Origin of the sequence: Vibrio mediterranei (assembly GCF_900088415.1) — a bacterium.
Classification (GTDB): Bacteria; Pseudomonadota; Gammaproteobacteria; order Enterobacterales; family Vibrionaceae; genus Vibrio; species Vibrio mediterranei.
Genome location: NZ_FLLQ01000005.1, coordinates 145,179 through 171,698, shown reverse-complemented (window position 1 = coordinate 171,698; position 26,520 = coordinate 145,179). Strand labels below are relative to the sequence as shown.

Below are 26,520 nucleotides of genomic sequence, written 5' to 3'. Positions count from 1 at the left end.
TTAATTCCCGAAGTACTTATCGAAAATAGCTTGGTATTCGCCGTTTTCTTTTACTGTTTTAAGTGCTGCATTTAGCTGGTCAACCAATGCTTGGTTGTCTTTGTTTACAGCGATGCCGAAGCCATTACCAAAGTATTTTTGGTTAGTGATTTGGTCACCAACGTAAGCCAGTTTGTCGTCTTTCTTAAACCATTCTGCGACAACTGCCGTGTCACCGAATACAGAATCAATACGACCATTTTGCATATCGATGAACGCATCTTGGTAACTGCCATAAGGTACGGCTGTTACGCCTGGCATTTGCTCTAAAAGGTAGCTTTGGTGTGTTGAACCGTTTTGAACACCTACACGCTTTCCTTCTAATACTGCTTGTGATGCAACCTTACCTGTCATCGCTACGAAAGCCGCTGAGTTGTCGTAATAAGCATTGGTAAAGCTTACCTGCTGCTGACGGGCTTCAGTAATGTCGATACCAGAAATCGCTGCGTCGTAGCGTTTGAACTTAAGTGCAGGAATTAAGCTATCAAAGGCTTGGTTATGGAAGCTACATTTGGCTTCAATCTGTTTACATAGCGCGTTAGCAAGGTCGACATCAAAACCTTGGATCTGGTTATTTTCATCGACATATTCGAATGGTGCGTAAGTCGCTTCCATTGCAAATTTGATTTCTTGTTGTGCCATTGCGCCGGTAGAAGCCAGACCAATCAGTGAAGCAAGTAACATTTTTTTCATAATAATTCTCCATGTCAGATTGCGATGAAAGGCAATCTCCATTGTTATTTAGTGTGTTAAGTAGTCAGCAAATGCTTGAGTAGCAGGTTTTTTAAATGCGTCTTTTGTCCCATGTTCGATGACTCGGCCTTTTTCGAGATAAAGAACATGACTAGCAATTTTCTTAGCAAAATCAACTTCATGTGTAACCACCACTTGGGTGATGCCCGTTTCGCTCAACTCATTGATAATATTGACGATCTGAGTTGTGATCTCAGGATCAAGCGCCGCTGTAGGTTCGTCAAAGAGCAAGACTTCAGGTTTCATCATCAATGCTCTTGCAATAGCAACACGCTGTTGCTGACCACCTGATAGTTGTAGCGGCCACGCATCGGCTTTATCAGCGAGTTGGAGTGTAGAAAGCATTTTTAAGGCTTCTTTTGTGGCTTGCTCTTTCGAGACGCCTGCAACCTTAGTGGGTGCTTCAATTAAGTTCTCCATTACCGTCATATGCGGCCAAAGGTTGTACTGTTGGAAAACCATCCCGACTTGCTTGCGAAGCGCTAGACCTTGTTTTTCAGATACTTGATGATCGAAATCGTAGTTATTATTCGCAATACTGAGCGCACCGCCATCTGCCATTTCCAGCAAATTTAACAAGCGAAGTAGAGAGCTTTTACCAGCACCACTCGGACCTAAGAGAACCAAGGTTTCACCCTTGCCGCAATGAAAGCTGACATCGTGCAAAACTTGAGTCGTGCCGTAGAACTTATTGAGGTTGTTTGCTTGAATACCCATGCTGATTTACTGCATTAAAAATCATTGTGTGAACTATACTATCAGAAGTGTTATTTATGCAATAAAAATGTATAAAAATTTTAATTGTTAAAATTATGTATCGATTTATGGTTGAACAGTAGACATCTCTATTGTGTGGGTCAGGGTGGATCTTAGGGCGAGTGGGTATAAGAAAAGCGCTTGGCTTTCAACCAAACGCCTAGGAATCAAAAGAATATTACTTCAGTTTCAATTGCTGAGTTAACCAGTCAGCACTTGTAGTTTGTTTACCTTGGCAGATAACGTAGTAGGGTGTTCCGGTGAACCAACTTTTCGACGCTACTTCTTCAACAAATATCTGAATGGAGGCTACATCATCCTTAGCGTAGTTCCACTTTCGGGTTAAGTGTTCTGCTGCTTCTTTACCATTATGGCTATCACCGTTACGTATGAAGTCGCAATCAGATTGTCGCATTTGGTTGATCAGATATCGTACATCTTCCTCAGTATTGGCGAAGGCGTTGGAGCCTATCAGTAGTCCACCTATCAGAAGTGAATGAATTAGCTTCATTGATTCCACCATTGCTTAACTGGCGCTGGATTGTGAATTTCCAAACGCTGTCCAATCTCTGGCGAGACCATAGTTACACCACGTTCCTGACTTATCTCTAGAGCTCTGTTCATCGGTTCATGCCAATCGTGCATGGACAAATCAAAAGTGCTGTTGTGAATAGGCATCATGACCTTACCTTTGACGTCGATATGGGCTTGCACGCTTTCTTCAGGGAACATGTGGATTTGTGACCACAACTTGTTGTAGGCACCAGTTTCAATCATAGTAAAATCAAAAGGCCCATATTTCTCGCCAATTTCAGCAAATCCTCCAAAGTAACCAGAGTCTCCAGAAAAGAACACGTTGGCTTGTTGACTGTTAATGACCCAACTACCCCAAAGGGTAGAATCACGGTCCGTTAAGCCACGACCAGAGAAATGCTGAGTCGGTGTCAGAGTATATGTGATACCGTTGACCTCATGCGATTCCCACCATGCAAGTTCGGTAATCTTGTTTTTAGGTACTCCCCATTTGACAAGATAATCACCTACTTTTAGTGGTACAACAAAGTGATTAACTTTATCTACCAGTGCTTTGACTGAGGCTTTGTCTAAGTGGTCGTAATGGTCGTGACTGATGATAACCACATCTATCTGCGGTAAATCTTCTAGGGATATTGGCGTCTTATGAAAGCGTTTAGGCCCAGCCCACTGCACCGGAGATGCTCTATCGCTGAAAACTGGATCTGCCATGACCAACTGGCCATCTAGCTTCATAATAACGCTAGAATGTCCAAGCCGATAAACCACATCTTGTTGCTCACTCAACAATTGTTCTGATGTCATCACATGTACAGGTAAATCGAAGGTCGGAGTTGGGGTATCGCGCTCAGTGGTGAAATAAGACTTCATGATCTTAACGATGTCGCTAAAGCTCGATTGGTATTCCAACTCAGTATTGACGTATTTATCTGGATAACGCTTGGGGTCTTTCTCTGTGTTGCTGCAAGCGGTTAAGGCAGTGGTACTCATTGCTAGAACTCCTATTGAGGCGATTAGTGACTTTCTCATGATATTTCCTATCGCGATTAAAAGACTGGCTGTAATGAGAGCGATAGCTGAAGTCTTTTGTAAACTAACCAGTGTAGTTTACTTTTAAAATGTGAAAAGTAAACTGATTAGTGTAAAATACGGGAAGAAAAATTTGAGTTGTCGAGTAACCCAATGACAGAAAAGAAAAAAACGCGAAGCGAAATGAAGCGCGAGGCTATTATTGAGGCAGCTAAACACGCGTTTCACGAGTTTGGTGTACATAATACTAGTATGGATAAACTCGCGGCGATGGCCGGTGTGTCGAAACGAACGGTATATAATCATTTCGAGTCAAAAGAAGTATTAGTTATGAGTTTGCTATCGGATTTGTGGCGACAATCTATGATGGATGTTGACTTGCAACCTTTGGCGTCGATGGATCTCAAACAGCAGCTAGTCTATTTACTGTCGCATGAGATAGGCATCTTGAACAATCCTGCTTATATTGATTTGTCGAAGGTTGCGTTTGGACATTACTTTTATCGACCAGAGGAACTGAAAGCCCAAGCGGACAAAATGTCGAAGCAAGAAACTGCCTTATACAAATGGTTAGAGCACAAGAATGATCAACAACAACTGACTATTCCAGATATTAGTGTGGCAAGCGTTCAGTTGCATAGCATAATTAAAGGTAGTTGCTTCTGGCCACAATTAATGGGAATGACGGACACGTTGACCGACGAAGTTGCTCAGCAACTTGCGCTATCTACTGCTGAGCTCTTCTTGGCTCGCTATCAGGTATAACGATTGATATATCTAGGAAAAGAACAGCCCTGTTTCTTGGACAAGAAGCTGGGTTGGTTTAGAGTAAATGTGTTGTTCCTTAGCACCCACAAGCTGTACTAGTAGAACCTTATCTGAAGCCAAGCACTGGCGTAGTACTCGCAATACCATAGCCACATCGAGCTTGTGCTTCTCTAGGTTTGAGTTGTGTCTCGAAATAGAAGGCAGATCGATGGTTACAACCAGTCTGTCGCAGTGACTGATAAATCGCGCAAGCTGCTCTTTTATCATTGCTCGATTTCTGTACACCACTTCATTTGAAAGAAGCCAATCACATCCCATATCTTCCGCGTACTCTAACTGTTTTTTGTTGCAGCGATTATTGTCGATGCCGATATGAAAAGCGCGGCACTCATTATATCGGTTAAGTGCGAAATGCAGCAATGAACCGACTGTGACATCAAGACATTGATCGAGTAGCAATTCTGCGTTGATGTTTACAATACCAATTTCATCTTTGTCGATCAGTAGATTGGGAATAATGTCGAGCAAGGTTTCGTGGCAATTGGTAATGATGAGCGGCATTGCACCAACCGCAAGTTGTTGGTTGAGTTGACCAGTGAAGTCGCGTTTCGCAACCGGGCTTTCGAAGTAAGGTCTTTCGGAGCAGTAACTACCCAGAATCGGATAATGGCCAATTTTTCTCATTGAATGAGAATTTTGTTGTAAGCTTAGCCAGTCGTAGGCGGTTTCTAGGAGGGAGTCAGCGTCTTCAAACTGGGCATTATTCATAGGCTTGATAGCTTCCGATACCGTGAATACGGAAAGTTGGCTCTCTAAAGCAGGATGATAACGACGTTTCCAGATTTGTTTGAAGACGTTGAGCATGATGAATTACCTTTCTGGTGGCAGCGCCCTTGCTGCTTGCAATACATGTAGAATGAATCTGTCCTTGTTGGCTTCTACACGATAGGCAGGAGCCATAATGGAAACAGCACCAATTAATTTCGAGCCCTTCATTACTGGCGCACTGATGCCCGTTACCCCGGGGTCGAACTCAGACGTACTGATGGCAAATCCCTGACGGCGAATCTGCTCCAGATCCTTATTCCAATCAGTGACGTTTTCATGTTCACCAAAATGACGCAGTATTTTTTCGCAACGAGATTCTGGTAAATAAGCCAGCATCACTTTAGATGAAGCCCCGCGAAGCAAAGGTTGGCTCTGTCCTCTTACATAGCTGCAGCGAAGTGCTTGCGCACTCTCTTGCAAGCTAACACATAGAGCACGATAGCCAACTGGTACCATGTAAGCTGACATCTCACCAGTCTGCTTTTGTAATCGGAACAATATGCTCTCTATTGCTTCTAGGTTGTGTGTACTCGACTGATAGCTGTGCATCAACATCAGAGCAGCTGGACCAACAATCAGTGTTTTGTCGTGTGGACTCTCTTCAATAAGATTCCACTCTTTAAGCAGCTTTATATGACGGTAAAGACTGCTGAGAGGAACGCCGAGTTGAATGCTTAAATCTTTTGCTGAAACAGGCATATCAGACACGGCAACTTGCATTAAAAGTTGCAGTGGCTTTTCATTAACCTGAGTAGTGGGTTGCTGTGTATTTCCCATATCTGTGTTATCTATTATCAAAACCAATTACGCAATTTATATTCCTACTGAATAAGAAAGGAAACAAAAATCTTGCGGCTCATTCTCATTAGTTGATAAATGCAGGGTCTGGCAAAGAATGGAAGCTTGCCTCACGTTAAGTTAGGTCAAGTACGGGCAAAGAAAGGTCCAGATGAGCCCAATATAGGCACACCACATTCGTCACCTATATATTTTTCAGTAGATGACTATGACCGTTTCTTCTTCCCCAATACTCGGTTTCGCTATCTGGGTGTTACTCCAGCGTGGATTTTATTGTCGAAAATGAAGGCTGGGCCGGAAGTGTAGGCGTTAGTCAGATTCTTCAGGTTGATTGAAGTGGGGCTACATCTATCTTCAAAGCGGGTTGGTCTTTTTAGGTCGATATAAATAAAAAGCCACTTCGAGGGAAGTGGCTTTGATCGTTGTTAAGCTAACTGACGTGTTTTGGATCGCTTAGAATTTGTATGATGCGCCTAGGTATAGAGAACCAACGGTAAACGTATCAGTGTCAAAACCGCCCATATCTACGTTGAACGCATCAGCTTCATACGCTAGGCGTACACCCAAACCATCGATTTGAGCTGGCATATATTCAACACCGATACCATAACGGAAGCCTGTTGCTGAATCACTTTTTGAGTGGTTGCTATATTTAGCTTCAGCATTTACTCGAGACAAACCTACCGTGGCAAACGGTCGAATACCGTTGTCGAATGTGTAACCAAGGTTAGCCGCTAAAGATGCTGCAGAAGGAGTGATTTTTAGACCCTTAAGATCACTATTGCTCAGACTACCGTAATTAGTATAACCACCCTCTAGTGATACGATACGGTTAAATGCATAACCGCCATAGATACGCCATGAACGCTCACCATCAAATGTAGGGAAAATAGATTTATCTTGGTTCTCAAGTTTACTTTCCATTAAACCAAAACCACCACCCACGTAAAAACCTGAGTCAGTTGCGCCTGCAAATGCGCTAGTTGCAAATAGACCTGTTAAAATGAGTGCCACTGCTTTTTTCATTCTGATACCTGTTCAATAGTCTTGTAAATTGTTTCGGGGCGTACTCTAAAGAGTTTCGAATCTGACGTCTGTGTAGGAAATGTCGTGAATTGTGTGGGAACTGTCTGGTTGTGTGGAGCATGAATATCTGTGAACTCCACTTTTCAAAAGCAAACGTTTAACCGCAAAAAAGTGAACTATCTCACTAAAAAATAGGCAGTTGAGGTGGCTTTGTATTAGATTAATCAGTATAAATGCTCTCCATTTCCTTGAGCTCTTCGACGTGGCTCATGTATGTTTATGTAACAAGTGCATACACTTGTCGCCTTTCTGCATGGAGCCGGAGTGAGTAAATGGAAGAATGAGGCTTATCAATGATTCCAAGAGAGGTAACGATGAACTATAAACAACTACCCAAAATCGACCTTCACTGTCACTTAGATGGCAGCGTGCGACCTGAAACCATCATCGAACTTGCCTCTATCCAAGGTGTTGATATTCCCTCTCAGGATATTGAAGTTGTTCGTGACTTGATGATTGCCCCTGAGACGTGCCCAAACTTACTCGAGTATTTAAAGCGTTTTGATCTACCTTTATCTGTGATGCAGACCAAAGAAGCCTTGGAACGTATCGCCTTTGAAGTCTATGAAGATGCGGCACTTGAAAATGTTAAGTATATGGAAGTTCGTTTTGGCCCTCTATTACACAGAGAGCAAGGTCTGAATATTGAAGAAATCATCAGCTCAGTAGTGGCTGGTATGAAACGAGCAGAAAAAGTACACGGCATTAAAGGCAACATTATTCTGTCTTTGCTACGCCATATGCCAACCGATGAGATTAATGATGTTATTGATGTTGGTGCTGCGTACCTAGGTAAAGGAGTAGCCGCATTTGACCTCGCGGGTGGAGAAGAGCTTGGATTCTGTGAGAAATTTGTTCCGTTTGCGAAATATGCAAAAGAGCAGGGTTTGAACGTCACGATTCACGCTGGTGAACAAGGCGAAGGGCAGAACGTTTACGATGCCATTACCATGTTAGGTGCAGAGCGTGTGGGACATGGCATTCATATCGCCACTCATCAACAAGCGTTTGACTTAGTGCATGAAAAACAAGTGGCGTTAGAAACGTGTCCGAGCAGTAATGTACAGACAAAAGCGGTGGAAAGCATGACGGTACACCCGATTGAGGATTTCCGTCAGCGTGGTATTCCAGTCACCATCAATACTGATAATCGCACCGTATCGAATACGACAATGACGAAAGAAGTTCAGTTGGTGATTGAGCAGTTTGGATTGTCCGAAGAAGACTATATGCATATCTATCGCAATAGCGTTAATGCTGCTTTTACTGACGATGCGATTAAGCAACAGCTATTAGCTGTATAGTTGCAGGTTCGAATGTAAAAAGCCCGCTTCATTGAAGCGGGCTTTTTTATTGCTCTGTGTTGTCAGCGATTAAAAATCGATTTCGTAACCTAGACTGAATGTGCGACCACGGCCAGAGAAGTAATACGCATTGTGGTGGCGTATCTGGCTAAAGTAGTTGATGTACTGCTCGTTCAATAGGTTTTCAATACCGACACTGATACGACCGTAACGCTGCATATCGTAGAACATAGACACATCCATCAAGCCATAGCCGTCAAACTGCTGTGCACTACCGGCATCGTTTTTCTCTTTACTTCGAGAGAACATATGGTTGTATTGTAGGCGACCATTCCAACGGTCAGAGAAGCTGTGGTTGACCGCCATCAATAGGCGATCAGGAGACAGGTTCTTAAGATCCATGTCGCTATCCACCGAGCCATCTTGATTGGTATCTACTTGACCTTCTACGTGAGCATACAGTGCCTGAATCTGTGTAGTAGGCAAAATATTGTAGGTCGCGGTAAACTCGTAACCTTTAATATCGGTGCGTTGGCGCACAACATCATAAGTACCGCCGCTGTTTAGGCTTAGGTTCGCACCATCTTTAGCGATAGACATATAAGTACTACCACTAACAAACCATTTGTCATCGCTGTAGCTTAATCCCACTTCGTAGTTATCCGTTACAACAGGTTTCACCGCCGGCATGGTGTTGAAGTCGATAGGTGCACCGCCTACAGGAGCAACGACGGTTGGGCCTCCGATCCAGTTACCACGCAGTACGCGTCCAATGTCTGGCAAGCCGAAGCCTTGGCTAAAGCCAACGAATGAACTGATGTTTGGCGTAAAGTCATAAACAGCGCCAGCATTAAAGACGGCTTGAGAAAAGTTTTGCTCTCCGCCAATAATATCAACCTGACGATGCCCTGCGTTACCATAGCCCCACAAGGTTTGACCATCTGCAACCGTTACTTTGGTATTCTCAAAGCGAACACCACCTGAAAGGCGTAGAGAATCGGTGACTAGCATATCGCCCTGAACAAAGGGAGCTAAGCTCTGGTACATCATATCTGGAGTTACATCTTTACCAGATTGAGTGAGTTTTTGCTTAGTGGTATCTTCCAGACCGTCTAGACCAACGACCCAGCTGTCATCCAAACCTAGAAGATCGGTTTTGACATAACTTAGCTTAAAGCCCTTTTTGGTCGATACGATAGCGCCTTGATCGTATTGTTTGCTTGCGGTGGGCCACCATGATGCTTCACCAAATACCGCTTCAAAGTCTTGGTAAAAGGCTTGGAATTTCAGCTCGCCACCAAAGAAGTCATAGTGGTCATAACCAAAGTTATACAGTTCCGCATAGTTTGACGTAGGATCGCCAGAAGGCGTACCCGGAACTACGGTTCCCGGAATGCCATTTTGCCAGTCGCCAGGAACACTAACGTAGTTCTGGTTGCCTTTTAGTTGGTAGCGACTAGCACTGAAGCTGACGCGTTGATTGCCGCCATCAAAGTTATAGCCGCCTTTAGCGAGAAAGTTTGTGGCATTGGAATCTTGCGTTTCACCTTGGATAGAGTTCATGCCGATTGGGTTGCCATTACCATCGTAATACAACCCTTGTTGCTCCCACGCACCGCCAATAAAGAGATCGTAATCTTCGTCATACTGACTTAGATTGTAATAGACTTTACCACCTGTACCATCTTCCTTTAGGTTTGAGGTTACACGTGTTCCAACGGTCTGCTTCCAATGGTCGCCTGGTTTAGCACTTTTTGTCACGTAGTTAATGATACCGCCAGTGGCGCCGTTACCTTGTACGGCACTTGCCCCTTGAACCACTTCCACACGCTCAAGCATTGAAGAATCTACGGTGTAACCGTTACGGTTACCATTGCGAAGTGGGTTATTTTGCGGAACACCATCAACCATAATAAGTGCAGTACGTCCACGAAGGTTTTCACCTTGGGTAGAGAGCTTTTGTCGACTTGGCGTCATGCCCGGAACTAGGTTGGCGATAACACTGGTTAGGTCATCGGATACCGCAGTTTGTTGTTCCAGTTCTTTTTCTGAAATGACATGAACTGAGCCTGGAATTTTATCTGTATCTTGACTATAGCGGGTCGCAGTAACGACCATATTTTCGTCAGTTTTTTGTTTGTTTGTTGGCTGTGATTCGTTTACTTCTTCTGTCGCAAATGCTTGTCCGATTGACAGAGCGAGAAGCGAAAGGGAGACGACTTTCTTCCCAGTTTGATTTGCCATGTGTCCTGATTACCACTGTGTTTCTCATTAGGGTGGCGATATTAATGCTTTTGATAATAGTTATCAATAACGTTATTATTATTAACGAATGGCGATCTATAACCTATTGATATAATTATCGTGCTACACACATAGGTGAACCAGAAATAGGGTCTTCAATCACCAACGCATCAAGGTCAAAGACTTCTTTTAATAACGATTGGGTAAACACGTCTTTTGGAGTGCCATGGGTTACGAGTTGCCCTTGCTTTAGCACCACCAAATGGTCGCAGTAACGACAGGCTTGGTTTAAATCGTGCAGTACCACAATCACCGTTTTTCCTTGTGCATGCATATCTTGCATCATCCGCATGAGCTCAATTTGATGAGATAGATCCAAATAAGTCGTTGGCTCATCAAGCATCACAATTTCAGTATCCTGAGCGACGATCATTGCGATCCAAGCACGTTGTCTTTGACCTCCAGAGAGCGCATCAATTGGGCTTTGTGCAAGTGTATCTACACCAGTTGCTTGCATTGCATTAGCTACAATCGCTTTATCTTCAGGGGACAATTTGCCCCAGTGAGAGGTATAAGGCGCGCGACCATACTCCACCAGTTTTTGAATCGTGATGCCTTCCGGGCTGGTATGGGTTTGTGGGAGCATAGAAAGACGTCTGGCCAACGACTTAGAGCCGTACTCATCTAAGGGCGTAGAATCAAGTAGGACTCTTCCAGATTTAGGCTTGTTTATCCGAGCTAACGTTTTCAATAACGTGGACTTTCCACATCCATTAGGACCAATAAGCGCAGTAATTTTGCCTTTCGGAATCGTCAAATTCAGATTTTCAATAATAGTGTTGTTGCCATAGGCAACGTTCAATTTCTCGACAGACAGCATTACCAGCCCTTGTAACGTTTGAGTAGGAAGATGAAATAGGGTGCGCCAATGACAGAGGTTAGAACGCCCGCAGGAAGTTCGATCGGCGGCGAGATCCCTCGAGCGATGGTATCGGCAGTAAGGACAAGAAGTGCACCAATCACAGCGGAGCCCATCAGCAAAGCTTTATGATTATGTCCGAACAGTAGCCTAGCGAGATGCGGTGCAAGAAGACCAACAAAGCTTATCGTTCCGGCGATAGACACACTCAAACTGGCAAGCATGACGGCGCAAATCAGCGCTATGGCTTGTACTTTGTTAAGTTCGACACCAAGGGAAATGGCAGATTCATCGCCAAGACCAATAATGTCTAGTCGCCATGCGAGCCACAATGAAAGAGGCAGTAAGATCGCAAGCCCCATCCAGATATAAGGCATCTGCTCCCAGCCTCGTCCCCATAGACTGCCGGTGAGCCAAATCATTGCAGTATTGATCTCGATGGGGTGTACCACTAGCAAATAATCGATGCCGCTAGCAAGAAAGGCACTGATAGCAATTCCAGTGAGTGCCATTCTGGCTGGTGGTAGTTGAACTGAGCGCGCGATGATGATCAGCAATAACCCCACAGATACGCCACCAATCATTGCGGCAACTGGCAGCATCCAAACTGGTGCATTGGGGAATACTGTCAACAAAAGTGTGGCAACAAACCCAGCACCAGCACTTACGCCGATTAAATCTGGTGAGGCGAGAGGGTTGCGGATCACGCCTTGGACCAACGCTCCGGAGATTCCTAATCCAGCGCCAACACCAATGGCGAGGAAGAGGCGTGGAAGTCGATAGTGATTGACAACGAAATCGTACTCGCCACCTTTGAAGGCTGTTACGGTTATTTGCGACAACGATAAGTCAGCGACTCCTACTAACAAACTGAAAACAGACAGTGCGAGGGTCGTCGAGATAAGGACTAGCCAAGTTCTACTCATGAGCTAAACCGACTTTTTACAGAAAGAAAAATGAAAAAGGGTGTACCTATCAGCGCAGTGACGATACCAACCGGCGTTTCCGTGGGAAAGGCTATACCTCTGGCAAGTGCGTCTGAACACATGACTAAGATTGCTCCCAATAATGCGCTAGCGGGAATGAGAGCGAAGAAACTGTGTCCGACAAGTTTGCGTGCAATATGAGGAATTAACAGACCGACAAAGCCAATAGGGCCTGCAATGGAAACACTGATACTGGTTAGTAAAATAATAGCCACGAAAGCCAGTAATCGAATCAAGCTGGTATTTACGCCCAAGCCTGTAGCGACATCGTTACCAAGAACTAGCAGGTTGAGAGGATGAGCAAGCGCCCACGCTAACGCTAACCCCACAACACTAATTGGCAATAACTGGTGTAGGGCAGACCAATCTAAGTTACTAATTGAGCCAATGAGCCAAGATTGCACGCTATAGGCTTGATCGTCAGCAAGAATAATCGTTGCGCGTGTGAGTCCAAGCAGCAAAGCGTTGATAGCGATGCCCGCCAGTACCAGTTTCACAGGGTGTGGACGATCATCAAAAGCGCCACCAAGAAACATAACTAACAGACCACTTAACGCGCTGCCTATCGCACCCATTACCGCGGTTGGCACGGATAAAGATAGGAAGCCAAAGCTACTCAACACGATAAATAGTGCCGCTCCAGAATTGATAGCAAGCACGGATGGTGAAGCGAGGGGGTTACGAGTCAATCCTTGCATGAGAGCGCCTGCAACAGCGAGGTTAGCTCCAATTAATGCACCGCTGAGTACACGAGGCATTCTTAGTGTTGCGATGATTTGATGTTCCATGCTGGCTGAATCAAAGTGTAGCCAGAAGCCCTGCAATGATTGAAAAGATAGGTCAAAGCTAGACCACGCCACTAAAGAGAGATTTAGGCTCAGCAACGTACCAGCAATAAGTGCAAGCCAGAGCTTGCACTGTGTTGATTGAAGCATATTGAATTAGTGCTGTTGATTAATAATATCAGAGAGGTTTTTGGCGATGCCTTCAGCTGCCAAAATACCTCGGTTTAATGACCAGAGCTGTGGAGAAACCTTCACTGCTTGCTCAGTTTTCTCTACTTTTAGCATTTTGCTTAATGGATTTGATTGCCAGTCATCATAAACAGTGTGAGGCTTATAAGGGCCAAGCAGCAGCCAGTCAGGGTTGATTTTTAGTAGTTGCTCAAAGCTGACTTCAATGTAGGCTTTATCGGTTTTTGGCACCGCTGGACCATGTAATCCAAGCGCAGTAATCACCCCCCCTGCATATGAGTTTGGGCCATGAAGCCACATACCTTTATCGGTTACAACAGCAAACTGAAACGACTCATTCGAAGAAAGCTTAGCCTTGTATTGGTCCATGATTTTATGGTGTTTTTCGATACGTGCTGCCATTTCATCGGCTTTATTGACTGCAATGCCAATTTTCATCGCAGACTGTAAATTCTCTTGGTAAGTTTCGCCGCGACTTTTCAACAAGATCGTCGGTGCGATGGCCATAAGATCGTTGTAAATCGTGCTATGACGCTCAGCATCAGCAATGATGAGATCTGGCTTTAATTGTGAGATAGCTTCTAGGCTTGGTTGAGGTCTTACGCCCACTGATTGCCAAGGTTTAATCAGTTCGCGTATCTCCGGAAGAATTCGCTCAATGTTCTTGTCATCAGCTACGCCTACCGGTGAAACACCAACAGCAGCTAACGCGTCCACAAACGAGTATTCAAGTGCGATGACTCGAGTTGGTGTTCCTTTGATGGTGATACTGCCTTGTTGGTCGGTTATGACGCGTTGGCTCTGTGCATGTGCAGATGCACCCATAAGAGCGAACGAAAGTAGAAAAACCGTGCTTAATCCTTTAGCGAGTAGTGATTTCATTGATTGGCTCATTCTGAAAGGGAGAAACAAAAGAGCGCAATCGTATCTCAAACAATAATGGTTATCAATACTATTATCGATAGCCTATGGTGATGAATGAAGTGTCAAACCAAACCAAACGTTATATGGGCTCGGAGATTGAGCCGAGCCCAATACAAGCTAAGTTAAAAAGCGAGATGGTAAGCGTTCTGGGTTTGGTTCAAATCAATAGTCCAGGTTTGCTCTTCTTCACTACTTGTCATCGGCACCCATTGAGCGTAAATCTTGGTCCAATTGTTGTTAACTTGCAATGTGACTTCATCGGTTTCGGCTGGATAAATGGTCGTCACTCGTGAAGTTGGCTCAGCAGCGACATCTCCATTTTCAAAAGTGTGTGCGGCTTGACTATAGATATGCAACGCACCTTTACCTGCGTTGCCTTTGTCAATTGACAGTGTGATGATCTGGCCTACATCGAATGAAAATGTTCTATCTGCCACTAGGTCTGCAGTTCGTTCAATTGGTGTTTCAGTCGGGGTTTCAACGGGTTTTGCCGGAGTGGTGTTCGCAGTATCTTGACCGCCACCGCCACCGCCACCGCCACCGCCACCGCCACCGCCACCGCCACCGCCACCGCCACCACCGCCACATGCAACAATTGAGGCTAGGACAGCGAAAAGAGTGAGAGGTTTTATTGGGTTTATCATAGGACACTCCTTACTGTTCCGAACTTGAGATTACTTGGTTTGCGCTCGCGTATTGGTACCAATCGCTATCTTGTTCGCCAGCACTCGTGACCCAGTTAGGAAAGTTAGGGTAGGCGACAGTAATATCAACCAGTTCCTTTGGGTGGTCCCATTGGTCACGAATATTAATAACCCAAGGCATATTGTTTTCTGATAGAAACGATTGTGCTCCGCCAGAGCGGTCATCATGAAGCCCGAATAAGGTGTTATCCATAAAACTTGTACCACCGAAGGCCTTCATGTGTGTTTGCCAAGTCATCCCTGGTGGTGTTTGAACAAAATCGCCATGATATTCTCCTTCAGAGGCAAATATAAACGGATCATAGGGTGGATAACCAATTAGGTCGCGCGACACAGGATTCGTTAATTCAACAGTAAGTTGATAAGACAAACTAATGTCCTGTTGCATTGCCAGACACGTGCTGTCTGTTTTGAAAAAATGACAACCAAGAGGCAGTCCCCCTAGCGCGGATAACTCTGCTCGTAAGTCTTCGGCTATGATTAAGATAGTTTCGTCGTTGGACGCTTGTTGAACAGTATGGCTGACGCTTTGTCCATTTCTTGTCAATGTAACCGAAGCAAGGTTGTTTGGATCGACGTTAGGTAATTGGAGCGCAAACCCATTAGAGTAGCCAGCACCCATAGCTTGCAGTGTGTAGTCGATGGTGATGTTGGTCAGCTCGCGTTGTCCATTGATTTGCTCGGTAATCTTATAGCTCCACACCACATCATTGAAATCGTAATCCCCCATTAATGGCCAGCGGTCTTCAAAAGCGATAGTGGCCATAGAATCTGAACTGGGATAGACCGAGGTGATAGAAATGTCAGGATCGTTTTCTTGCACAAGTGTTTCATATTTGGAGTCGGTCGTGCCATCATTGTTTACGCCATCAATGGCTTCAAAAGGAGTGACTTCAACGGTAAAGATGAGATCGTTGAAGTCGTTATCGCCAGATGGACGTTTTATATCTTCAAAACTCAATACCAAAAACTCATTTTGAACATCAAGGAAAGCAACGTTATGCCTTCTGTGTTCCATGGTAGTTTCTGGATTCAAAGCTGGGTAACTATAAAAAGGTGTTCCCCAATTCCCAAAGTTAGCAATATTGTTGTAGCTCCCCTCCCAGCCCCAGCCGTTCGGAATCAAGAAGAAGGCGAGTGTTTGATTGGCAGTCAGTTGTACGCCGAGGTCAATCGTATCCCCTTCTTGCATTTCTCCTTCTCCAGGTTTTGAGGCATTGGGAAAGACAATAATGTGGGCATCAATATCGTCTTTATCTGTAGGAGGGTTGTCAGTGTCGAAAACAAAATAGCCAAGGCTGTTTCGATATCCAGCACCTTCGTTAAGGAAGGTAATACGGGCGGTTGCATATTCTGCCCCGTTTAGTTCATCGTCAATATCGATGCTTGAGTATTTATCTGGTGCAATGAAAGCACTGTTGACGACACTACCCTCTGGAAGCATGGAGTAGACATTGGTCAATACGTCTTGAGGTAACGTGTCTGCAACAGAATATAAATTACTCGGCTTTCCCTTAGCTGAATAATTTGATGCGTCCGTGCCAGACTCGAAGGTTAAATCTGCTACAGAAAGAGCATAAACTTGCCATGGTAGGAGTAAACTGGCTAGTGTGATGACGTTCCTTGTTCTCATCGCTTATTCCTCTATTTTTATGTTTAAAGGCGAGTTATTCAGAGGTAAGCAAATTCGATGCCTAGTAATAAGCCTATATATTTCAATGCAATAGAATTGATTCTTGCGAAATTCGCAATGTGAGAACCATCGTGGGAATAGTGAGAACGATGGGACAATGAGAGATTGTGGCGATTATGCAGGTTCGCGGTAAGCAAAATGGCGTTTCTCGGTAGGTTAGACTAAACCTAACTAGGTCAGTGATCAGTTAGGAGAAAAAAATGATAGTCAGAATGGTAACAATGTTGTTGGCCTTCATAGTCGTGCTTCCAGTGCAGGCCGAATGGATGTTAGATGGCAATAACTCGTCATTAAAATTTGTGTCGACCAAGAAAAACAGTGTGAGTGAAGTGCATCACTTTTCCTCAATGACGGGGACCATCAGCGATGATGGTAAAGCTACGGTAGTCATTGACCTATCCAGTGTTGAGACCAATATTCCTATTCGTAACGAACGCATGCAAACAATGTTGTTTAATGTTGCAGAGTTTGCCAAAACGACGATCACCACTGTGGTCGATATGAGTCAACTGGACAACAGCCAAATTGGTGGAGTGTACTCAATTGTTAATGACCTTACCGTGGATCTACATGGCGTGCAGAAAACTTACGCAGCCAAACTAACGGTGATGCGACTGACTGAAAATAAGATTGCCATTGTCTCGACGGATCCTGTGGTTGTGCAAGCATCAGATTTTGGACTAGAAGTGGGCATTGAAAAGTTACGTGAGGTTGCAGGACTGCCATCAATAGCTACATCAGTGCCCATCACTTTTATCATGGTGTACAACCAAAAATAACTGAGATTATCAATTGATAATGAAAAACGCTCCATCTTAGATGGAGCGTTTTTTTTGGGGCTTTAGACCCGGAAGTAAGAGAGTTTGTGATTTAGCTCGTCAGATGCTGCTGCCATAGATTGAGATTGCTCCGCAAGGCTCTGACTCGCCTGGCGTATTTCACTAATAGACATATGGACGATGCTGACATTTTCGTTCACTTCATTCGCAACCGCTCCTTGCTGTTCCGCTGCTGCCGCAATTTGTGCCACCATGTCATAAGTATCGTTGAGCTTAGCGACAGCAGTATCAAGTTTGTCTTGAGTCTGTGAGGCAAGGTCCACGCTCTCTGTCACTTTGGTTTGGTTTGAAGCCATAACAGACAGCACGCTGTCTGTACGTTCGTTGAGTTTGTCGATGGTAGTTTGTACTTGAGCTGTTGACTCTTGGGTTCTACTTGCCAAGTTTCTGACTTCGTCTGCCACCACAGCAAAGCCGCGCCCTTGTTCGCCAGCTCGTGCTGCTTCAATCGCTGCGTTAAGCGCGAGCAAGTTGGTTTGCTCTGAGACCTCATGAATAACATTGACGACATTGCTAATATCATTGACGCCTTGTTTCAACGCTTCCATTAACTGGTAGGTACTGGATATGTCATCGGAGATCCCAGCTATGTTGTTAAGTGTATAACCCATGCTTCGGCTACCTTGAGCAGCAAAGTCTTTGCTTTCCTCTGTGGTTGCTGATGTTCTTTCAGAGTTACCCGCGATATCTTGAATGGTTGATGACATTTCATTCATCGCGGTAGCGAGTTGTTCAAGTTGTTGGCTTTGTGAATCTATGCTCGTTGAGGTTTCTTCACTTGCTGCCGCAATGCTACTGGATAATTGACCAGAGTAGTCCGCTGAACGTTTGGCAGCGCCAATAGTTTCTTTGAGCTTATCCATCATTCGACCCAGTTCGTTACTCAAATAACCTATTTCGTCACGACGCTCTGTTTGCATATCGACAGTGAGATCGCCATCTGCGACTTTATGAACCTGTGCTACGAGTGATTCAATGGGTTTGATGATGTTACGTGCAACAAGCAAGCAAATGACGATGAGCACAAGTGCTGCTACGGAGTCTACGATAAGTTCTTTTATAAGCTGGCTCTGAAACGCTTTATCAATATCAGAGGTTTGAACGCCTGAACCAATAATCCAGTCCCATTCCGGGATATAGTTTACGAATGAAATTTTTTCGGACTCCTCACCGTTCGGGCCTAGCCAGTAGTAGGTAAGAAAACCACTGCCAGTGGTTTTGGCAATGGATGACATTTCTTGCCAAAAGTGATTGCCCCTAGAATCTGTAAGTGTGTTTGTACTAGTGCCATTTAGTTGTGGCTGCGTAGGGTGCATTACAATTGTATTAGAAGCACTCGCTATCCAGAAATAGTTACTGCCGTCGTATCTAATTTGGCTAATTGCATCTATCGCAGCTTGTTGTGCAGCTTGTTTGCCAAGCGTAGATTCGAGCTTTTGATAATGTTTTGCAATCTCGTAGGTGATTTGAACATTTGAGCGAACTCGATCTTTTCTTTGATCGTAGCTAGCATCTTTTTGTATTAATAGATTAAATGTTCCAAGAGAAAATAGAATTAAAACTGCGAAGGCGACAATAGCTTGCAGCTTGGTACGAATAGACAGATTATTCAGTTTCACTGAAGGTTTCCTCTCCAACTTATAATTAGACCAAATTCCATTTGGCTGACGAATGAAAGTAGATTATTAATATTATTTACATGCATCTTAACGAACTAATAGATAGATTTCTCATTAAATATAATGTCTTACGTGTTAGTTGCGTTATTTTTAATCAATGGTGAGTTATATATGTGATGTAAGTTAAATTTTCTGTAGATAAATATAACCGCATGACTTCAGAGGTAAATGCACCTGCTGATAATATTGTTGTTAATTTGGAAGGTATTAAATAGAACAGAATATCATGCTATATGTGGATTATTGATAGAATGAGTCCTTTGCTATTAACCTAAACCTAAGAATATTTGACGTTACATAACATTCAGACTCGACTATTTTATAATTTGTCGAAGTTAATCTTTATAGCGACTATGCTCTTGAGTATCAGAAAATTGCATAATGGCATCACATAGTTCATCTTTCTTAAGTGGTTTGTGCAGAACACAATCGGCGCCAGCATCAATAAACGCTTGTTTTGAATCAGCGAAAACATCAGCGGTCCAACCAAAAATAAGTAAACCAGATCCAAACTGTTCGCGAATGCGCGTACAGGCTTCCACGCCATCCATAACTGGCATGTGATTGTCCATCAGAACAAGGTCGTAATGTTGTTCATTCAGAGCTTCTAATGCTAGAGCGCCATTAGTTACGGTGTTGGTAGTATGTCCCTCTAGTCCCAGCAGTTTGCAAGCAACAATAGCGTTTACACGATTATCTTCGACGATAAGAATATGATGAGGACGAACCGCTGACGGGTAATGCTGTTTATTGCCGACTAGTTTAATATGTTCACCATCGGTCACCGGCAGTTTAATCTCAAACTCAAACCGAGTTCCTTGTCCCAGCTCGCTAGTGGCATCAATGGTGCCCCCCATCTTCTCGACGAGTTGCTTCACAATAGCTAATCCAAGACCTGTTCCACCATATTCTCTTGTTGTTGAGGCATCAGCTTGTACGAAGGGTTCGAAAATTCTCTCCAAAGCACTTGTTTCAATACCAATACCACTATCCTGCACTGAAAACCTGAGTAATGATGGAGTGGTTGGATTATTGGTTATTTCTACTGTAACTCCACCGCGTTCAGTAAACTTAATGGCATTGTTGAGAAGATTGTACAGAACCTGCCTTACACGATTGCGATCGCCTAAAAAAGTCGTATTCGCATCAATATAGCATTCAATATTGAGTCTTATACCTTTCTCCTGACAGACAGCTTGGTAAGTAGAGCGCAGCGGAGCAATGATCTGCTCGATGGTAAAAGGACTACTTTCAAGCTCTATTTTATTCTGCTCCACTTTGGTTAGGTCGAGAATATCATTAAGAATAGATATGAGGTGATTGCCTGATTCTAGGATGAGTGAGAGGTTTTCCTTTTGTTTTTGCTCTTTTGCCTCGGACAGCATGACTTGAACCATCCCAAGGACGCCGTTCATCGGGGTTCTTATTTCATGGCTCATGGTGGCAAGGAATTGGGTTTTAGCGATATTAGCAGAGTCCGCCGCAACTACTGCATTTTCAAGCTTTCTCTGAAGTTTCTTCGTAGCAGTTATATCTCTTTCTACCGCAATAAACTTATCTAATTCACCATGAGAATTGAAAACTGGAGAAATCTCGATATCAACCCAATAGGGCTGCTTAGTTCGTGAAAAATTAAGGATCTCAACTCTTGTAGGTTGGTGCTCTTTGACTGCTTTTCTCAGTTTCTCAATCGCTTTTTCATTGGAACCTTCACCTTGTAATAGTGTGCCTGGCTTAATTCCTAAGATTTCATCCTTACGGAAGCCAGTCATACTTTCGAAAGCTTGGTTGACCCATTCGATACGGCCTTGTTTATCGGTAATCAACACTGCGTCTCTCGTATGTTTCACGACGTTGGCCAATCGAGTAGCTTCACGCTCTTTATTCATCAATAACTCAGCTTGTTGTGCTAACTGAGTTCTAGATTGCTCAAGCTTTTGGAAAGGATTGATAATTAACCTGCGACCAAAAAGATAGACAATAATTGAACTGATTAAGAGTGCGATAATAAGAGCAATAGCAAGACGACTTAGTAGCTCTTCTCGTTGCGCATTTGACGCATTGTTATTAATTGCAAAAACTAATGAAATGTTAGATTTAGCCAACTGAATACTCTCGACTTTCCAGTTGTCTCCTGGAGGTGTTTCTAGCCAGTTTGAACCGGGTTGTGTTAGAGAAAACCAACGAGAGTTATTGCTATTTAGCTTGCTGAAGAAGCTATCATTGTAAAAGGGAAATGCACCTACGACAACGCCTTGAATGTGGTCTTTGACATAAATGGGCTTATAGAACTTTATGATTTTCTGATCGTTTTGTTCTCTTAAGAGATAAACGGTTTCGTTGGTTGAGCTGGACTTAATGAGCTTCAACAATTGGAGACGTTGTTCAATAGGGCCTTCTTGAGGAAGTGTATTAAACACAACGATACCTTCTGAGTTAAACAAGCAAAATTTAACTTCAACATTTGAGAGGTGAAACTGATGAAGATGTTTGAAAACATCCGTGCCGCTTTGGTGTCCATGACTACCGTGTGAGTGGTTAGTGTTATTATGGGCTTGATGCTGATGGCTATTTATTTGTGCACCACCGCTTACGGCTCCAATGATGGCTGGTTCTTCGACAAGATGAGAGATGTGCATATCTGTCGCAATAAAAAATTGATCCATAAAGTTTTTAGCCGCTTGGATTTCAGTCTGTGCACTATTGGACTGTAGCTTAGCAATAGTTTTCTCGGCTTCACGATCGACAACCATCAGCACGACAATCGCAGTGATGCTAAATGTTATCACCATAAATATAATAAGAAGCGCTCGACCGGAATAACCGGCCGCCTTTGAGGCTTTCATCGACACATCTCCCTGAGGCTATAGTAAAACTGTACGAACCATTGGGAAATATCGCTAAGTTGCGAAGCCGCTAATAAGGGGAAGTCTTAATTATAAGAAGAAAGGCTTTACGTAAACGTAAAGCCTTGAGTCGGGTTTTAGCAAGATTCGTCGATACAACATTCATCTTGTAAGAAACTAATCACACCTTCTAAGTGTTCATAGTTGGCAACGCAATAGAGCGTTCTTCCTTCTCTGCGTTGTTGAATAAGGTTCGCCGAAGCTAGGCTTGAGATATGGTGTGACAACGTAGATCCTGGGATATTCAATCGATCTTGAATCTCACCTACAGGCGTCCCTTTGTGTCCAGCTCTCACAACCTGTCTGTATATCGCCAAGCGAGTAACGTGGCCAAGTTCTTTTAGGGCTTTCGCAGCGACTTCAATTTGCATACAACTCTCTCCAAAATCAGTATTTCGATAATAATGGAAATTTATAGCAGTCTCTAGCGATTTTTGATCTTGAACAGCACCTTGTCCAGTATGGGGTAGTGAGAAGGTATGATGATATAGAGGACAAGCCCAAATAACATCGAAGCAAATAGGTCGACAGGTCTATGCATGCCTAACCACAAACGGCTTGCTGCAACGCCAACACCCCATACTATGACCAGTGAAGCGAGTGCATAACGGCCTTGGCTTGCAAAAAGCCCACCAAAAAACAGCACGCATACAGAAACGAAAATCGTGTGGCCTGATGGAAACGAATAGTCAGTCTCTCCAATCCAGTGCTTAGTACGCCATTCACTAACCTGTTCATCCACTTGATGAATCCTGTCATTTTTCTCATCAACGGTGAGGTTGTAGAAACTCTGTGGTGAGTCGATGACATGAAGCTCAGTGAGTGTTTCTGTGTAAGGTCGCGGGCTTTGGGTAAACTCTTTAAGGAAGGTTTTTGCTCCAAAACTAAGAACAAGCAGCAATCCTAGCTGAATCAATAGATGTAGATTGTTAGTTGTGTGACGACGAAGCCATGCACTAAGTCCAACAAGGATAGCTAATGAAATCAGAAAACCTTGATGCCCAGCAGAATAGGTAAGGTTTTGCATCAGCGCTCCAATTGCCTTTGTAACAACGGAAGTGAGGTGACTCGGAAAAAACACCAGCGAAATGATGAATGTTAGGGAAGCAAATGCTGCAAGACAGAGCATGCCTGCGATCTTAGATTCTTTTATGGACGTTAACTTCATATTATAGGCTGGGTCGATTATAAAGGGCGCTATCATAGTAAATTATCAAGCGTTGTAATTCAGGGTTCTGTCATAATGTAATGCAAAGGCATTGTTTTTCACAGGCTTAGAGCGTTTAGGAGAAAAAGTTTCACCGATCCTGCTGCCCAAGTGCTATTTAGTTGAGAAATGCTCCCTAAGCGCCGAACGTCGATTTTGCCCTGGGTTATAGCCGTCCATCGGGACGGTGTGTTCATAGCCTTCAAAAATGAATCGTTGTGGGGGTAGAGCAGGGGAGATTCTGCGTAACTGCGGTGACCTGGGTGTGCCCACTCGTTCATAAACCCAAAGTCCACTGCCTGTTTTCAACTTAACGACTCGACCATCAAATTCGAAAGAAGTTGCGATCAACCTATGGTTGCGCAAGGCTCCATAATCAGTAAAGGTCAAAATTTCGGTGCTTTGTTTGGGAGCCCCAATTTCTATCCAATTCCCGTACACTCGGCTAGGCGAAATATGATTTTGATGGCTAGTGTAGAAAGCAAACCCCAAAGCTGATGCCAGCATAACCGAGATCAACAAAATGACAGTTAATACTAATGAGTCATTGTTGTTAGATGTTCTGCCTAGTTTTGTCATTCAAGCACTTCCTTGTGGGCTTTTTATTGGTATCGGCAACCGTGACGATTACTGAAGAATAAAACGCGCCGTTTTATAAATGTATTGATTGTTTGTAACACATTGTTGTTTGTGAGTTGGCACTTTAAAACTACTTGAGAATGTAAGGCGAAAACAAGCTTTGCACGTCCACCCTTGCTTTCAATCTCGCGGCTAAAAGATAGAGCCCACCAATTTTACGGTGCAAAAATAAAGCGTCAGCAGGCGGCGTGTGCCAATAGTCTTTTTCCATGCTAAGTACCGTACCAGCTTGACTCAAGCGCTGCGCTAAATTACTAGAACCAAAGTCATAGAGGCCATATGCCATTAACGGTTCACAAGCTAAGGTGACGAGGTCAAAGATGGCACTTTTCTGCTCTGGAAGAATGTCTTGATTGAAGAAACCAATCTGCTGCAACGCCGCGTCCAGTCGAGGGGTATCAGCGTCTAAAATCGCACTGAATGCATGGCGATATCCATTGCTAATATTGTCGCCATAGCTTCGAGTAGCACCAAAATCGAGTAACACGATTTTTTGTTGCTCCGAATTAAACATAAAGTTGGCAAAGTTTGGGTCAGTTTGGACCAACTTAAATTCAAATATCTCTCTGAACAGCAATTGCAACAGTAGCCGCATGGCTCGGTCACGCGTGTTTTGGTCTGCATTGATAAGAGACTCGATGGGCACACCTGATACATGAGTCATAGCCAGTACATTATCAGTGGTGAGGTTTCTTTGCACTGCGGGTAAGATAAAATCTGGATCGTCACCTAAATAGTCTCGATAGCGTTCTAGAAGCTCTGCTTCCAATAGATAGTCTGCTTCAGCATGCAGCTGCTTTTTTGCTTCTTCAAGTAAGCCACGATAATCGACGCCTTTCGGGATCAAACCGACGACATTGAGCAGAGTACCTACGTTGTCGACATCACTATCAATGCTTTTTTTGATGCCTGGATATTGAACCTTGATAGCCAATTTAGTGCCATCATCAGAGTGAGCCTGATGAACTTGGCCTATAGAGGCACTGGCTATAGGTTTAAAATTAAACTCAACAAAATTATGTTTCCAGTCGCTCCCTAGCTCTTGAGTTAGCACAGCTGCGAGTTGCTTGGCGGGCATCGGGGAAGCGTCGGATCGTAAGCGAGCAAGAATTTCTGCAAGCTCAGGACTAATGAGGTCGCCTGCGTCCATAGACATGAGCTGTCCTACTTTCATTGCTGCTCCTCGCAAATGCGCTAATTGGTCGGCCACTCGCTTGATATTGCCAGGGGTGAGCAATAAATCCTTTGCGACAGGGCGCTTACCTTGAGCTAATTGTTTTGCGCCTTCCGTCACCATTGCTCCCGTCACACGTGTGGCCAAAGACGCCAACTTTCCTAAGCGACTTATGCGATGAGTGGGTACTCGAGTTGCTTTGTCCGACATATCAAAACCTTGTTAAATCATGTTACTCGTTTATACCAATTGATCTTAGCAATTGATCATTCTCTTGTTTTACGGCAATTTGTGAGGTAAAACCATGCTTTTACGATGATTAACTAACAAGGAAGTCAAAAAAGATGATTAAAGAAAACACCTATTTCGAAGGCTCTGTGAAATCACTGGGTTTTACTCAAGCAGATGGCGACAGCAGTGTTGGTGTGATGGCTGCAGGTGAATACACGTTTGGGACGGCTGCCCCTGAAAAAATGACGGTAGTGAAAGGAGCGTTAACAGTGCGCCTTGCTGGAGAAGAAGAATGGAAGACGTATTCGTCGGGTGAACATTTTAATGTGGCTGGTGACTCTAGTTTTGATCTAAAAGTGGAACAAGCGACTGCATACCTGTGTGAATATCTATAGAGATTTACAATGTAAAGCACCAGTATCGCTGCGTCTGGCTCGATATTAAAATGCGTCAGAAAAAAGAACGCATCGACGATCTCGTCGATGCGTGACACATAGGCAGTGGATTAGGGTGTCAAATTAAAATCTTCAACTCGGATTGGTTAGTAAGTATCGAATACGCCTGAGTTATAATCATTAATCGCCTGTTGAATCTCTTGCATGCTATTCATGACAAAAGGTCCGTAGTGAACGACGGGTTCATTTATTGGCTCACCAACAAAGACTAATACCCCGGACTCGGAACTCGCTGTCATCTCCATTGCTTCTCCTTTTGAAACTAGTGCAAGTTCGCCTTCTTTCAAACTTTTATCCGCAACACTCACAGCTCCTTTGTAAACGTAAAGCATCATATTGTGTTCTGAAGGGACGTTTAGTCTTACCGAATCTCCTCGATTGCTGCGCCAGTCCGCCACTGTTGCAGGGACTCCAGTTTTCGTCAGTGGCCCAGCGAGTAGGGAGCCATTTACCCTGATTTCACCGGAGAGTAGACGAATTAAGCCACTCCCTTGTTGTTCATATTCAGTAATGGTCTCTGGTTGAAAGTCATGGTATTGCGCCGGTGTCATTTTATTTTTGGCTGGCTGATTGATCCAAATTTGAAATCCGTGTAGGTCACCTTCCTCCATGATTGGCATTTCACTATGGATAACACCTCGACCTGCTGCCATCCATTGTGCTCCGCCTGAGCGTAATTCGCCTACGTTGCCCATGTGATCTTTATGCTGAAAGTGACCTTTCATCATATAGGTTAGCGTTTCTATACCTCTATGTGGATGCGGAGGAAAGCCGCCCACATAGTCTTTTTTGTCATCGGACTTAAGCTCATCGATCATTAAAAACGGTGAAAATGCCGCATTATCGAAGCCGTGTACTCGGCGAATTTTTACACCATCACCATCTGATGTGGCATGAGATGGAATGACTTGTTCAATTGTTCTAACCAGTGTCATCGCTGACCTCCTTTGTTGATATCAACTATAGGCGGGTAATGAAACAATCTAGAGGGGGAAAAAATGAAAGAGTCGTTCAATAACTTCGAATGAGTATGCTTTGGTAATATCTATAT

The 26,520-nt window shown here is 43.9% G+C and carries 26 protein-coding genes; 5 read left to right on the top strand and 21 right to left on the bottom strand.

Annotated elements, in window-relative coordinates; genetic code table 11:
- The 4 genes from VME0621_RS15705 to VME0621_RS15690 form a co-directional block, all read right to left on the bottom strand.
- The gene (locus VME0621_RS15705; protein ID WP_062458387.1) at window positions 1–732 is read right to left on the bottom strand and encodes an arginine ABC transporter substrate-binding protein; all 732 of its coding nucleotides are present in this window, start codon (window positions 730–732) and stop codon (window positions 1–3) included.
- 48 nt (window positions 733–780) lie between these two features.
- Complete coding sequence (gene artP, locus VME0621_RS15700; RefSeq protein WP_062458384.1) at window positions 781–1,509, bottom strand: arginine ABC transporter ATP-binding protein ArtP; 729 nt, start codon at window positions 1,507–1,509, stop codon at window positions 781–783.
- Window positions 1,510–1,726: 217 nt separating this feature from the next.
- Window positions 1,727–2,059, bottom strand: a complete 333-nt coding sequence (locus VME0621_RS15695; RefSeq protein ID WP_062458380.1) for a DUF5329 family protein — start codon at window positions 2,057–2,059, stop codon at window positions 1,727–1,729.
- Window positions 2,056–3,111, bottom strand: coding sequence for an MBL fold metallo-hydrolase (locus VME0621_RS15690; RefSeq protein ID WP_231892953.1), 1,056 nt, complete (start codon window positions 3,109–3,111; stop codon window positions 2,056–2,058). The genes VME0621_RS15695 and VME0621_RS15690 overlap by 4 nt, the downstream gene beginning before the upstream one ends.
- 153 nt (window positions 3,112–3,264) lie before the next feature.
- On the opposite strand from VME0621_RS15690, the gene VME0621_RS15685 reads away from it, so the two are divergent.
- Window positions 3,265–3,876 (top strand): TetR/AcrR family transcriptional regulator, encoded by a 612-nt coding sequence (locus VME0621_RS15685; RefSeq protein WP_038227180.1) that lies wholly within the window; start codon window positions 3,265–3,267, stop codon window positions 3,874–3,876.
- Between the two features lie 12 nt (window positions 3,877–3,888).
- On the opposite strand, the gene VME0621_RS15680 is transcribed toward VME0621_RS15685, so the two are convergent.
- Both VME0621_RS15680 and VME0621_RS15675 read right to left on the bottom strand, forming a co-directional pair.
- Entirely contained in the window at window positions 3,889–4,743 is an 855-nt protein-coding gene (locus VME0621_RS15680; RefSeq protein WP_062458374.1) for a hypothetical protein, read from the bottom strand.
- Window positions 4,744–4,749: 6 nt separating this feature from the next.
- Complete coding sequence (locus tag VME0621_RS15675; protein WP_062458371.1) at window positions 4,750–5,484, bottom strand: IclR family transcriptional regulator; 735 nt, start codon at window positions 5,482–5,484, stop codon at window positions 4,750–4,752.
- 99 nt (window positions 5,485–5,583) lie between these two features.
- Here VME0621_RS15675 and VME0621_RS26635 point away from each other — a divergent pair, with 99 nt between their 5' ends.
- Window positions 5,584–5,811: a hypothetical protein gene (locus VME0621_RS26635; RefSeq protein ID WP_146159005.1), complete on the top strand. Its 228-nt coding sequence runs from the start codon at window positions 5,584–5,586 to the stop codon at window positions 5,809–5,811.
- Window positions 5,812–5,958: 147 nt separating this feature from the next.
- On the opposite strand, the gene VME0621_RS15670 is transcribed toward VME0621_RS26635, so the two are convergent.
- Window positions 5,959–6,531, bottom strand: coding sequence for a porin family protein (locus VME0621_RS15670; protein ID WP_062458368.1), 573 nt, complete (start codon window positions 6,529–6,531; stop codon window positions 5,959–5,961).
- A 374-nt stretch (window positions 6,532–6,905) separates the two neighbouring features.
- Here VME0621_RS15670 and add point away from each other — a divergent pair, with 374 nt between their 5' ends.
- Window positions 6,906–7,895, top strand: a complete 990-nt coding sequence (add, locus tag VME0621_RS15665) for an adenosine deaminase (protein WP_062458756.1) — start codon at window positions 6,906–6,908, stop codon at window positions 7,893–7,895.
- 69 nt (window positions 7,896–7,964) lie between these two features.
- Here add and VME0621_RS15660 read toward each other — a convergent pair whose 3' ends face one another.
- The 7 genes from VME0621_RS15660 to VME0621_RS15630 all read right to left on the bottom strand — a co-directional run bounded on the left by VME0621_RS15660 (window position 7,965) and on the right by VME0621_RS15630 (window position 16,279).
- Entirely contained in the window at window positions 7,965–10,139 is a 2,175-nt protein-coding gene (locus VME0621_RS15660) for a TonB-dependent receptor (RefSeq protein ID WP_062458365.1), read from the bottom strand.
- A gap of 115 nt (window positions 10,140–10,254) precedes the next feature.
- The gene (fecE, locus tag VME0621_RS15655) at window positions 10,255–11,019 is read right to left on the bottom strand and encodes a Fe(3+) dicitrate ABC transporter ATP-binding protein FecE (protein WP_062458361.1); all 765 of its coding nucleotides are present in this window, start codon (window positions 11,017–11,019) and stop codon (window positions 10,255–10,257) included.
- Entirely contained in the window at window positions 11,019–11,984 is a 966-nt protein-coding gene (locus VME0621_RS15650) for an iron chelate uptake ABC transporter family permease subunit (protein ID WP_062458358.1), read from the bottom strand. The genes fecE and VME0621_RS15650 overlap by 1 nt, the downstream gene beginning before the upstream one ends.
- On the bottom strand, window positions 11,981–12,979 hold the full coding sequence (locus VME0621_RS15645; RefSeq protein ID WP_062458355.1) for a FecCD family ABC transporter permease: 999 nt from the start codon (window positions 12,977–12,979) through the stop codon (window positions 11,981–11,983). Before VME0621_RS15645 ends, VME0621_RS15650 begins: the two co-directional genes overlap by 4 nt.
- A gap of 6 nt (window positions 12,980–12,985) precedes the next feature.
- The gene (locus tag VME0621_RS15640) at window positions 12,986–13,969 is read right to left on the bottom strand and encodes a Fe(3+) dicitrate ABC transporter substrate-binding protein (protein WP_370736775.1); all 984 of its coding nucleotides are present in this window, start codon (window positions 13,967–13,969) and stop codon (window positions 12,986–12,988) included.
- A gap of 95 nt (window positions 13,970–14,064) precedes the next feature.
- Window positions 14,065–14,586, bottom strand: coding sequence for a hypothetical protein (locus VME0621_RS26835; RefSeq protein ID WP_197498261.1), 522 nt, complete (start codon window positions 14,584–14,586; stop codon window positions 14,065–14,067).
- Window positions 14,587–14,596: 10 nt separating this feature from the next.
- Window positions 14,597–16,279 carry an LruC domain-containing protein gene (locus tag VME0621_RS15630; protein WP_062458346.1) on the bottom strand — a complete coding sequence of 561 codons (1,683 nt, stop codon included), beginning with the start codon at window positions 16,277–16,279 and terminating at the stop codon, window positions 14,597–14,599.
- Window positions 16,280–16,539: 260 nt separating this feature from the next.
- On the opposite strand from VME0621_RS15630, the gene VME0621_RS15625 reads away from it, so the two are divergent.
- Entirely contained in the window at window positions 16,540–17,118 is a 579-nt protein-coding gene (locus VME0621_RS15625; RefSeq protein ID WP_062458343.1) for a YceI family protein, read from the top strand.
- A gap of 62 nt (window positions 17,119–17,180) precedes the next feature.
- Here the strand turns inward: VME0621_RS15625 and VME0621_RS15620 are convergent, their stop codons facing one another.
- The 6 genes from VME0621_RS15620 to VME0621_RS15595 form a co-directional block, all read right to left on the bottom strand.
- On the bottom strand, window positions 17,181–18,797 hold the full coding sequence (locus tag VME0621_RS15620; protein ID WP_062458340.1) for a methyl-accepting chemotaxis protein: 1,617 nt from the start codon (window positions 18,795–18,797) through the stop codon (window positions 17,181–17,183).
- Window positions 18,798–19,192: 395 nt separating this feature from the next.
- Complete coding sequence (locus tag VME0621_RS15615; protein ID WP_062458337.1) at window positions 19,193–21,703, bottom strand: PAS domain-containing hybrid sensor histidine kinase/response regulator; 2,511 nt, start codon at window positions 21,701–21,703, stop codon at window positions 19,193–19,195.
- Between the two features lie 137 nt (window positions 21,704–21,840).
- Window positions 21,841–22,134 carry an ArsR/SmtB family transcription factor gene (locus tag VME0621_RS15610; protein ID WP_006074618.1) on the bottom strand — a complete coding sequence of 98 codons (294 nt, stop codon included), beginning with the start codon at window positions 22,132–22,134 and terminating at the stop codon, window positions 21,841–21,843.
- Window positions 22,135–22,187: 53 nt separating this feature from the next.
- A complete protein-coding gene (locus VME0621_RS15605; protein WP_062458336.1) occupies window positions 22,188–22,931 on the bottom strand; it encodes a phosphatase PAP2 family protein in 744 nt (247 codons plus the stop codon).
- Window positions 22,932–23,084: 153 nt separating this feature from the next.
- Entirely contained in the window at window positions 23,085–23,477 is a 393-nt protein-coding gene (locus VME0621_RS15600) for a DUF2850 domain-containing protein (RefSeq protein WP_370736774.1), read from the bottom strand.
- 202 nt (window positions 23,478–23,679) lie between these two features.
- The gene (locus VME0621_RS15595) at window positions 23,680–24,993 is read right to left on the bottom strand and encodes an ABC1 kinase family protein (protein WP_062458329.1); all 1,314 of its coding nucleotides are present in this window, start codon (window positions 24,991–24,993) and stop codon (window positions 23,680–23,682) included.
- Between the two features lie 134 nt (window positions 24,994–25,127).
- On the opposite strand from VME0621_RS15595, the gene ppnP reads away from it, so the two are divergent.
- Window positions 25,128–25,409: a pyrimidine/purine nucleoside phosphorylase gene (ppnP, locus tag VME0621_RS15590; protein ID WP_006074622.1), complete on the top strand. Its 282-nt coding sequence runs from the start codon at window positions 25,128–25,130 to the stop codon at window positions 25,407–25,409.
- Window positions 25,410–25,555: 146 nt separating this feature from the next.
- Here ppnP and VME0621_RS15585 read toward each other — a convergent pair whose 3' ends face one another.
- Window positions 25,556–26,404: a pirin family protein gene (locus tag VME0621_RS15585; protein WP_006074623.1), complete on the bottom strand. Its 849-nt coding sequence runs from the start codon at window positions 26,402–26,404 to the stop codon at window positions 25,556–25,558.
- Window positions 26,405–26,520 lie beyond the last annotated feature (116 nt).